7 protein-coding genes are annotated in these 11,654 nt (G+C 32.6%); all 7 read left to right on the top strand.

Annotated features, from left to right (window positions below; translation table 11 throughout):
• The coding region (locus Q8S45_RS01910) for a glycoside hydrolase family 2 TIM barrel-domain containing protein (RefSeq protein ID WP_305600735.1) at positions 1-1,093 on the top strand (1,093 nt) is incomplete at its 5' end.
• A gap of 63 nt (positions 1,094-1,156) precedes the next feature.
• Positions 1,157-3,472: a glycoside hydrolase family 3 N-terminal domain-containing protein gene (locus Q8S45_RS01915; RefSeq protein WP_305600737.1), complete on the top strand. Its 2,316-nt coding sequence runs from the start codon at positions 1,157-1,159 to the stop codon at positions 3,470-3,472.
• A gap of 12 nt (positions 3,473-3,484) precedes the next feature.
• Complete coding sequence (locus Q8S45_RS01920) at positions 3,485-4,141, top strand: GDSL-type esterase/lipase family protein (RefSeq protein WP_305600738.1); 657 nt, start codon at positions 3,485-3,487, stop codon at positions 4,139-4,141.
• Between the two features lie 28 nt (positions 4,142-4,169).
• On the top strand, positions 4,170-5,987 hold the full coding sequence (locus Q8S45_RS01925) for a glycoside hydrolase family 2 protein (RefSeq protein WP_305600739.1): 1,818 nt from the start codon (positions 4,170-4,172) through the stop codon (positions 5,985-5,987).
• 4 nt (positions 5,988-5,991) lie between these two features.
• A complete protein-coding gene (locus tag Q8S45_RS01930) occupies positions 5,992-8,613 on the top strand; it encodes a beta-L-arabinofuranosidase domain-containing protein (protein ID WP_305600741.1) in 2,622 nt (873 codons plus the stop codon).
• A gap of 4 nt (positions 8,614-8,617) precedes the next feature.
• A complete protein-coding gene (locus Q8S45_RS01935) occupies positions 8,618-10,258 on the top strand; it encodes a cellulase family glycosylhydrolase (protein ID WP_305600742.1) in 1,641 nt (546 codons plus the stop codon).
• 107 nt (positions 10,259-10,365) lie between these two features.
• Positions 10,366-11,466 (top strand): glycoside hydrolase family 27 protein, encoded by a 1,101-nt coding sequence (locus Q8S45_RS01940; protein WP_305600743.1) that lies wholly within the window; start codon positions 10,366-10,368, stop codon positions 11,464-11,466.
• Positions 11,467-11,654 lie beyond the last annotated feature (188 nt).

An 11,654-nucleotide genomic window follows, 5' to 3' on the forward strand; every position in this document is an offset into this window, starting at 1 on the left:
AAATTCTTTTAGAACGTGGAGAACTGAAAACGGTAAGCAAACGGGTAAGGAAGTTTTAGATGAGGCACATAAATATGGGTTAATGGTAACTATGGGCATTGAAGTTGCCAGAGAACGCCATGGTTTTGATTATAATGATGAAGTAGCTGTAAAAAAACAATTGGAACTAATTAAACAAGAGGTAATTGCTTTAAAAGATCATCCGGCATTGCTAATTTGGGCAATTGGCAATGAACTTAATTTACGTTATACAAATCCTAAAGTTTGGGATGCTGTAAATGATATTTCAAAAATGATTCACGAAGTTGATCCAAATCATCTAACTACAACACCATTAGCCGGAATTTCTCAAAAAGAAATTGACTTAATTAAAGAACGTAGTTCAGATTTAGACTTATTATCTTTTCAAATGTATGGAGATTTAAAAAGGTTACCATTGCGCGTAAAAGAGTATGGTTGGAAAGGCGCCTATATAGTTACAGAATGGGGAGCCACAGGGCATTGGGAAGTCCCAAAAACAGAATGGGGCGTGCCTATTGAAGAAAATAGTACACTAAAAGCTGCTAATTATTTAATAAGATATAAAGGCGCAATTGAAGCAGACTTATTACAATGTATTGGTTCTTACGTTTTTTTATGGGGAAACAAACAAGAGCGTACTCCAACGTGGTATGGTATATTTTTAGAGGACGGAAATGAAACGGAATCTGTTGATGTAATGCATTATATATGGAATAATAAATGGCCTGAAAATAGAGCACCTCAACTGGAATCTTTTACAATAAATGGTAAAACAGCTTATGAAAGTATAACACTGGTGGCTGAAAATTCGCAAACAGCATCTGTAAAAATTAATGATTTTGAAAATGACACAATTAATTACACTTGGGAAATTTTACCAGAAAGTACCGATTTAAAACATGGCGGTGATTTGGAAGAAAGACCAAAAAGTATTGACATGGAAATAGTGAATCAAAATGAAGGAGAAATAACATTTAAATCTCCAAAAAGTGGACTTTACCGATTATTTGTGTACGCATATGATGGGCAAGGTAATGCAGCAAATGCTAATATTCCATTTAAAGTAAATTAAATATTTAACCGATTGAGAATAAGGAAAGGAATTAATCAATTTTAAATTTCATAGTTGAATATAATGCTAAAAAAAAATAAATTAATATTATTACTTTTAATTTCAGTACTTTTTATAGGTTGTTCTGTTAGCGAACAGAACCTTTCTAAAAAAAAGGAATTATATCAAATTAGTAGTAAAAGTATAGAAGTGGATAGTAAAATTAAAAATTTGTTGGCTCAAATGACCCTTAAAGAAAAAGCGGGCCAGATGCTAAATATAGGATTGCCAGCAATATTGAAAGGTGGTTATTGGGATGTAAAGGAAAGTGCAAATTTTGATCAAGAAAAGTTTAAAAAATTAATAATTGACTATGCTGTTGGCTCAATTCATAATACGCCTGGTTATCCTGCAGAAAGAGAAGATTGGTATCAAATAATTAAAAAAATTCAGGATTCAACAATGCAAAAATCGCGATTGGGAATTCCTGTTTTGTATGGAATTGACAATATTCACGGTGCAAATTATGTGAATGGCTCAATTTTATTCCCACATCAAATTGCTATTGCGGCAACTTGGAATACTGAACTATCTAAAAAAAGTGCAGAAATAACGTCGTATGAATCTAGAGCAGCATCACTTCCTTGGAATTTTAATCCGAATGCCGATGTTGCTATGAGTCCGCTTTGGGGAAGAATTGCCGAAAGTTTTGGTGAAGACCCTTATTTGATTTCAGAAATGACGACAGCTTATATTCAAGGGTCACAACAAAAAGGATTGCAGGATTCAACAAGCACAGCGGTTTGTATAAAACATTATATTGGTTATGGTGCAGGTAACAATGGAAAAGACCGAGCAAATGCAATTATTCCAGAAAACAGCCTCAGACAATATTTTTTACCTCCATTTGAAAAAGCCATAAAAAATGGAGCAATGGGAGTTATGATTAGCTCAAATGCAGTAAACGGAATTCCTTGTCATATTAATTCATATTATATCAATGATATTTTAAAAGACGAATTTGGTTTTAAAGGAGTGGTTATTTCCGATTTTAGTGATGTTGAATTTTTAGTTGAAGCACATTTATCAGCAAAAGACAAGCGTGAAGCAACAAAAATGGCTGTAAATGCCGGAATAGATTTATTGATGAACCCTTTTGATGCTGATGTGGTTGATTACATTGTGGATTTAGTTGAAAAGGGAGAAATTCCAATGGCAAGAATTGACGATGCCGTTACACGTGTTTTACGATTAAAATTTTACTTAAATCTTTTTGAAGTTCCGTATAACAACCCTAAAAATTATACAGATTTTGCAAGTGAAAAACATATTGAGGCAAACTACCAAACGGCAAGTGAAGCAATAACGTTATTAAAAAATAATGAAAATGTGTTGCCTCTTTCTTCAAACAAAAAAGTATTGGTTACAGGCTATACAGCAAATTCAATTAACATTTTAAACGGAGCTTGGTCGAGGTCGTTTTTAGGAAGAGAAACAAAATTTAACGATCTAAGTAAATTAACAATTTTAGATGCTATAAAAAAACAAGTTGGTGCGACTAATGTTGATTTTGTTGAAGGAACTGATTATTTGGAAGATATCAATTCTGATGAAGCAGTCAAAAAAGCAAAAAACTCAGATTATATTGTTGTGTGTGTTGGTGAAATACCTGCTACCGAAAAACCATCTGATATTAATGAATTAGAATTACCACAGGCACAACAAGAATTGGTAAAAAAACTATCTAAAACAGGCAAACCAATAATTTTAGTAATGGTTGAAGGCAGACCAAGAATTATCAGAGATATTGAACCTTTGGCTAATGCAATTGTAATGGCTTATTTACCAGGAGATGAAGGTGGAAGGGCGATTTCTGATGTAATTTTTGGAAACATAAATCCAAGTGGAAAATTACCGTATACCTATCCAAAATATTCAGGAAATATGTTACCTTATTATCATAAAAAAACTGATATACGTGATGCAAATTGGGGTTATAATGGTTTTTATACTCAATTTGAGTTTGGTTTCGGCCTGTCTTACACCACTTTTGAATATTCAAATTTAAAAATAAGTGCAGAAACATTGAACGTTATTGAAGAATTAACTATTGCTGTTGATGTTAAAAACACAGGAACTAAAAGTGGAAAAGAAACTGTTCAGGTATATTTAAAAGATTTGGTTGCTACAGTTTCTCCTGATTCTAAAAAATTAGTTCGTTTTTCTAAAATTAATCTTGAAGCAGGTGAGCAAAAAACGGTTACCTTTAAACTAACTTCAGAAGATTTTAAATCGATTGGAATGGATAATAAATGGATTATTGAAGACGGCGAGTTTGAAATTCAAGTTGGGAAGAGTTCTAAAGATGTTATTGAAAAAGTAATCTATTATAAAAAGTAAAAAAACAAAATCATGAAATTTCATAAATATATTTTAAGCCTTGTTCTATTTATAGCTGTAAATTCCTTTGCGCAAGACTATGTTAATTATTGGGAAAAGGAAATTAAAGTATTTGATTCTATAAATAATGGAAACCCATTGCAAGATGGAATTTTATTTACAGGGAGCTCTTCAATTAAATTTTGGAAAAACCCAGCGAAAGATTTCAAAAATCCAAAAATTTTAAATAGAGGTTTTGGAGGTTCTCAAATTATTGATTTGATAGAAAATTTTGAGGAAGTGATCTTAAAATACCATCCAAAAAAAATAGTTATTTATTCTGGTGATAATGATGTGCAGGAAGGAAAATCTGCCGAAATAGTTTTTGGTGATTTTTGTACTTTATATGGAATGATAAAAGCAAAACTTCCAAATACTCAGGTTTATTATATTGCTATTAAACCAAGTTTGAATAGATGGGGAAAAGTGTTGGAAATGAAAAAAGCCAATACTATGATTAATGAATTTTTGAATTACAAGCAAAATGCATTTTATGTAGATGTTTTTTCTCCAATGATTGGAATTTCAGGTAAGCCAGAAGAAAAATGGTTTATTGAAGATGGACTGCATATGACCGATGTTGGATATGAGTTGTGGACTAAAATTTTAGCACCCTATATCTCAGAATAGTGCTATTAAAAACTTTAAATTTATTAAAATGTTAAAACAAATTATCTTTAAAATTTTATTCCTATTACCTATTTTAGGAATCTCTCAAGATTTATTAATTAATACTTCTAACAGAAACGTAACTTCGTTAAATGGTACGTGGAATTACATTGTAGATCCTTATGAAACAGGGTATTATAATTACCGTTATCAGCCTTATGACCAACTTCCAGAGAATAATAATTCGGCGTTTTACAACAATTATGTTGCCAAAGACAAACTAGAATTAGTTGAGTATAATTTTGATAAATCACCAACTTTAACTGTACCTGGCGATTGGAATTCACAGTATGAAAAGCTGTTTTATTACGAAGGTACAATTTGGTACAAACGATCTTTCAATTATACTTTTTCGAAAGAAGATAACAGACTTTTTGTATATTTTGGAGCTATTAATTACAAAGCCGAAGTGTATTTAAATGGTAAAAAAATAGGAATTCACGAAGGTGGATTTACGCCATTTAATTTTGAAGTCACATCTATAGTGAAGGCTAAAGACAACTATTTAGTTGTTAAGGTTGATAATAAACGATTTAAAGAAGCCATTCCAACCATAAATACAGATTGGTGGAATTATGGCGGAATTACAAGAGATGTGAAACTAATTGAAGAACCAAAAACATTTATTCAAGATTATAAAGTACAGCTTAAAAAAGGAAACGCTAAAACTATAAGTGGTTACGTTAAATTAAATAATAGTGTAGGCAATGAAGAAGTAACTATTTCTATCCCAGAATTAAAAATCAATAAATCGTTTACAGCAACTAATGGCTCTGTTGAATTTGAAATAAATGCTAAAAAAATAAGTTACTGGTCGCCAGAATCACCAAAATTATACGATGTTTATATAAAAACAAGTGAACAATCTTTAAAGGATGAAATAGGTTTTAGAACAATAGTAACTGTTGGCCCAGATATTTTATTGAATGGAAAATCCATTTTTTTAAGAGGAATTTGTATTCACGAAGAAAATGCCATGCGTGGCGCAAGAGCTTATAATGATGCAGATGCATTGGTTGCACTTAATTGGGCTAAAGAATTAGGTTGTAATTATGTTCGGTTAGCTCATTATCCTCATAATGAACATATTGTAAAATTAGCCGATAAAATGGGATTAATGGTTTGGGAAGAAATTCCTGTATATTGGACTGTTGATTTTAGCAATGAAAAATCTCTTAATAATGCTAAAAATCAATTAACTGAAGCAATTACTAGAGATAAAAACAGAGCAGCTATTATCATTTGGTCTATGGCAAATGAAACACCTCCTTCAGGTGTAAGAAACGCTTTTTTAAAAAACCTAATCAATCATTCTAAATCATTAGATGATACAAGATTGGTGAGTGCTGCATTAGAAAAACATACAAAAAATGGAATTAATATTTTAGATGATGAAATTGGAAATTATTTAGACATTGTTGCTTTCAATCAATATACAGGATGGTATGGAGGTTCACTAGAAGAAGCCCCAGATGCTAAATGGGATATAAAATTTAACAAACCAGTAGTAGTTTCTGAATTTGGAGGTGATGCATTACAAGGTTTACATGGCACAAAAAATGAGCGTTGGACAGAAGAATATCAGGAATATTTGTATGAACAAAACCTAAAAATGATTGAAAAAATACCAAATATAAGAGGTACAAGTCCGTGGATTTTAAATGATTTTAGATCCCCAAAGAGAGTGCTACCAGGCATTCAAGACGGTTGGAACAGAAAAGGATTAATCTCTAATCATGGTATAAAAAAGAAAGCCTTTTTTATAATGCAAGACTTTTATAAGAAAATAGAAACCCAATATAAATAATATCATGACAAAAAAAATAACACTTTATTTTGTAACTGCATTTTTCTCAATTATTGTTTTCAATAAGTTAAATGCCCAAACAATCAATTTACCAAAAGAGGTTAAATTTAAGTTTGGTGATAATGCTGAATGGGCAAAAACAACTTTTAATGATGTTAATTGGGAAAACCATATTATTCCAAGGAGTTTTACAAATGATTCTTCTTATGCTTGGTATAGAATTAGAATCGTGATTCCATCCAGCCTGAAATCCTCAAAAGGGAAAGGAATAAAATTAAGACTTGGTAAAATAGATGACGTTGATCAAACCTTTTTTAATGGAAAATTAATTGGACAAACAGGCGGTTTTCCTCCAAATTACAGTACTGAATGGCAAACGCCACGAATTTATGTGATTCCGCAAAATGAGGTTCAATGGGATAAAGAAAATGTAATAGCCGTACGGATTTATAATTTAGTTGGCGGAATGGGGATTTGGGAAGGCCCTTTTAATTTTGAACAAATTGGCTGGATAGACGATATATCAATCCGTCAAAATATTGAAGAAAAGCCAAATAATAATTTTGCTACGAGAGTAGCTTTCATTAATAAAAGTGAGAATCTATTTGAAGGCACCATAAAATATTGGGTTTCCAATAAGGAGAAAACTGTTTTATTTACAGAAACAAAACCAGTGCGAGTGCAACCTAGAATTGATGCTGAAACAATTGTAGAGTTTTCCGATTTTAAACCTAAAAACGAGAAAGTGTTTAATGTTGGCTATCAAATAAATGATAATAACAGTACCCTTTTTGTTAAAAATGAGCAACTGTTTATACTTACTAAAAATCTTGAAATTCCATTTATTGGTGAAGTAAAACCTTTAGTGCAAAATAAAGTCCAAAATAATTTTAATCCAATTTCTTTTCGAAATCAACAATATACAGGTTATTTAGATGTTCGATTTACTCAAAATTTAAAGGAACGTTTACTAAAAGTTGATGAAGAAGGATTGACAGGCTCTTATTTAAAAAGACCTGGAATTCATCCTTGGGCAGGAGAACATATTGGAAAATACTTGGAAACAGCTAGTAATGTTTGGAAACTAACTGGTGATCCGGAGTTAAAAAAGCAAATGGATAGAATCGCTTTTATATTAATAAACACTCAGTTGGAAGATGGTTATTTAGGAACATATACACAGGATCAATATTGGACAAGTTGGGATGTTTGGTCACACAAATACAATTTGCACGGATTATTGGGGTATTATGCTGCAACGGGCTATCAACCAGCTTTAGAAGCTTCCAAAAAAATGGGAGATTTAGTTTGTAAAACATTTGGAAATAATGAAGGTCAAAGTGATATTATTTTGTCGGGAACTCATATTGGAATGGCTGCTACTAGTGTCTTAGACGCCATGGTAGATTTATATAAATATACAGCGGATAAAAAATATTTAGACTTTTGTTATTACATTACAGATGCTTTTGAACAAGAAAATGGACCAAAAGTAATCAGTTCAATGTTAGCAACTGGAAAAGTAAAAAATGTAGCAAACGGGAAAGCATATGAAATGCTTTCTAACTATGTTGGCTTAGTTAAATTATATGAAGTTACTGGAGATACAAAGTTTTTAAAAGTTTCAGAAATGGCATGGCAAGATGTGGTTGACAATCAGTTATACATTACCGGAACCACCAGCTCTCATGAGCATTTTCAAGATGATGATTATTTGCCGAGTAACAATACAGACAATATGGGTGAAGGTTGTGTTACAACTACTTGGGTTCAGTTAAATATGAATTTATTTGATGTAACGGGTGATATTAAATATTTAAATCAGTTAGAAAAATCCGTTTACAATCAATTATTAGGCGCCGAAAACCCAGAAACTGGTTGCGTAAGCTATTATACGCCTTTAATGAATAAAAAACCATATACCTGTCATATTACTTGTTGCCAATCAAGTGTTCCAAGAGGAATTGCGTTAATACCTTATTTTACTTTCGGAAACCTTAAAAATGTACCAACAATACTTTTTTATGAACCAGCCAATTATAAAGAAACCATTGCCACCATCAATAAAGAAGAAATTGAAGCGACATTTAAAATTGCAGGTAATTTTCCCGAAAGTGGAAATGTATCTATAACAGTTGAAACCTCTAAATCGGCTAATTTCCCATTGGCTTTAAGAGTGCCTTTATGGTGTACAAATTTCGTGGCGAAAATTGGAAAAGAAACCTATAAAGGACTACCAAATGAAATGGTAACGATTCATAGAAATTGGAAATCGGGAGATAAAATAAATGTAACTTTTGATATGCCTATCCAAACTATTTCAGGAGGGAAAAGTTATCCAAATGAAATTGCGTTGCAACGTGGTCCACAGGTTTTGGCTTTTGACAGTTCATTGAACTCCCAAAATATAAATAACATTATTTTAAATTCTAAAGATAATATTAAAATAGGCAAACTTAATTTTGAAAATAAATCTGAATTTTTGCCTAAAATTTGGATTGGAAAACAAGTGTATTCCTTTGCTATTTTAAATTCAAAAGAAAAAATAAAATTGGTTCCATTTGCGGAAGCAAGTCAAACCGGAGGTGATATGAGGGTTTGGTTACCGTTGAATGTTAAAAAATAAACAGATGAAAAAATTTAGTGTAATATTTCTATTTTTAGTAAGTAACTATTTTTTACATGCACAAATAAAGCATGAAGAAAATTTGAGCTTTTTGCATACTTCAGGACACGATATAGTCAATGAATCTGGAGAAAAAATATTTTTAAAGGGTGTTGGTCTTGGAAACTGGCTTTTACCCGAAGGATATATGTGGAAATTTGGAGGTTCAGGTGACCGTCCACGCAAAATAGAAAAAGTAGTGGAAGATTTGATTGGAAAAGAAAAAGCCATCCATTTTTGGAAAACATACAGGCAAAACTATATTACAGAGGCTGACATTAAACGAATTGCTGAATTGGGTTTCAACTCTGTTCGTCCTGCCTTAAACTCAAGATTATTTCTCACTGAAGGCGAAAATCCTGTCTATGTAGAAGAGGGGTTTCAGTTGATGGATTCTCTAGTTTCCTGGTGCAAAAAACATAAAATTTATGTAATTATTGATATGCATGGCGCTCCAGGCGGACAAACAGGTGCTAATATTGATGATAGTCCTAACGATATCCCGGAACTTTTTATTGATAAAAAATATGAGAATCAACTCGTAAATCTTTGGGTAAAAATTGCCAAAAACTATAAAGACGAACCTGTTGTTGCAGCTTATGATTTACTGAATGAGCCATTGCCAAAAGCTACTGGTGCTGCTGAAAAATACAAACATTTACTTGTGCCAATGTATAAACATATCACCGCTGAAATTCGCAAAGTCGATCAAAAACATATGATTACATTGGAAGGTTTCGATTGGTCTAACGATTGGTCGCTTTTTGACAAACCTTTTGATTCAAATGTATTTTACCAGTTTCATTATTATTGCTGGGGAAGACCGGATAATTTGAATAATATAGATGAGTATTTAAAAAAACGAAAAGAATTGAATACGCCAATTTGGGTTGGAGAAACTGGGGAAAAGGGAAATGCCATTTATTGGGCAACAACACAATATTTTGAGGCAAATAATATTGGTTTTTCGTTTTGGCCATGGAAAAAAATGGACACGCAAAACACGCCATATTCCATTAAGAAACCAGACAATTGGGATTTGATTTCAGAATATACAAAAGGAGGAGATAAACCAGACAGTTTGATTGCTGAAAAGGCTTTAAACGACTTCCTCGAAAATATTAAATTAGCGAACTGCGACTATTTCGAAGATGTTTCCAATGCGATAAATACCAGAATTCCAGGAAAAATAGAAGCTGAAAATTACGGTTTTGAAGGATATAATAAATCTTATTATGTGTTGGATACCCTAAATAAATCTGAATTTTATAGAAAACGTGAACCTGTACAAATAAAATTGGACAGCAAAGATGAAAAACAGTTTTGGTCGGAACAGTCTGTTGAACTTCAAAAATCAGAATGGTTGGTTTATAATTTTAACTGTTTAGATAATAAGAAGCATCAATTAACGATGAATGCATCAGTTAATGGCGTAGCTGCTGAGTTAGAAATTTGGATTAACAATAAAAAAGTAAATTTCACCATAAGTAATAAAAACTTGAGCGAAACAAAAGTTGGGAATTTTAATTTGATAAAAGGTGAAAATAAAATCAAAATTCTGGTAAAATCAAATAGCCTAAAATTAGATTGGTTCAAATTGAATTAATGAATTAAAAAAATATAATGATGAAATACCTATTTTTTACAGCATTGCTCCTCTTTTCAATAAGTATGAATGCCCAAAAGCATGAAGGATTGGCCAAAACTCCTCCTATGGGTTGGAACAGTTGGAATAAATTCGCCTGCAACGTAGATGAAAAATTAATCCGAGAAACTGCCGATGCAATGGCTTCAAGCGGTATGAAAGAGGCCGGTTACGAGTACATTGTAATCGATGATTGCTGGCAAGTTTCCCGAGATGAAAATGGAAATATTGTGCCTGACCCAGAACGCTTTCCTTCCGGAATGAAAGCCCTTGCCGATTATATTCACTCCAAAGGATTGAAATTTGGTTTGTATTCCTGTGCAGGAAGCAAGACTTGCGAAGGCAGACCCGGCGGTCGTGGACACGAATATCAGGATGCCAGAGCGTATGCCGCTTGGGGAATTGATTATTTAAAATATGATTTTTGTAACACCGATGCCCAAAAAGCAGAAGGATCTTATAAAGTAATGCGTGACGCCTTGTTTGCTGCTAAACGTCCCATCGTTTTCAGTATTTGCGAATGGGGAAGCACAGAACCTTGGACTTGGGCAAAAAACGTAGGACATCTTTGGAGAACCACCAGCGACATTATGAATTGCTGGGATTGCAAAGTAAACTGGGGTGGAATGGGCTGGACCTTAGTGATGGATAAAAATGAACCACTCGGAAAATATGCTGGTCCCGGAAGTTGGAACGATCCCGATATGCTGCAAGTAGGAAACGGAGTTTTAACCGATGTGGAATCGCGTTCTCATTTTACAATGTGGGCAATGATGTCGGCACCGTTGATTACGGGTAACGACATTCGCTTAATGACACCGGCAATTAAAGAAATATTGACAAACAAAGAAATAATTGCCTTAGATCAAGATCCACTCGGGAAACAAGGTTACAGATGGTGGACACTGGACGGCAATATTGAACTTTGGCTCAAACCACTTGCAAATGATGAAGTTGCCTTGTGCTTTTTTAACAGAAGCAGTGAAGTTAAAAACATTGATATTGACTGGAAAAAATATTTTGGCAAACTTGACGGCAAGTCTTATGGTGTTACTGATAAAACTATCATCCGGGATTTATGGCTCAAAAAAAATATTGGAACAACTGGGAAAAACTTGAAAGCTACCATCCAAGCTCACGATGTATTGACTATTAAATTGAGTAAATAGTTTAGAATTTGTCTTTCGGATATTTACAGCAAAAAATATTAAAATTTAATTTGATTGTCCGTAATTACCCATAATTAATAAAAAAGCGTTATATTTGATAAAAAAAACGATGAATTTATTCAGTTTTACAGCAAATTTTGGGAGCGAGGAATCTTGTAGGCTTCATTTTAAAGAAGAAAGAGACAAAA

Origin of the sequence: Lutibacter sp., from assembly GCF_030692605.1 — a bacterium.
Lineage (GTDB): Bacteria > Bacteroidota > Bacteroidia > Flavobacteriales > Flavobacteriaceae > Lutibacter.

Bases quoted from the DNA above. Each gene is read 5' to 3' on its own strand.
- Q8S45_RS01915 (WP_305600737.1), top strand. From the start codon at position 1,157: ATGCTAAAAAAAAATAAATTAATATTATTACTTTTAATTTCAGTACTT.
- Q8S45_RS01920 (WP_305600738.1), top strand. From the start codon at position 3,485: ATGAAATTTCATAAATATATTTTAAGCCTTGTTCTATTTATAGCTGTA.
- Q8S45_RS01925 (WP_305600739.1), top strand. From the start codon at position 4,170: ATGTTAAAACAAATTATCTTTAAAATTTTATTCCTATTACCTATTTTA.
- Q8S45_RS01930 (WP_305600741.1), top strand. From the start codon at position 5,992: ATGACAAAAAAAATAACACTTTATTTTGTAACTGCATTTTTCTCAATT.
- Q8S45_RS01935 (WP_305600742.1), top strand. From the start codon at position 8,618: ATGAAAAAATTTAGTGTAATATTTCTATTTTTAGTAAGTAACTATTTT.
- Q8S45_RS01940 (WP_305600743.1), top strand. From the start codon at position 10,366: ATGGGTTGGAACAGTTGGAATAAATTCGCCTGCAACGTAGATGAAAAA.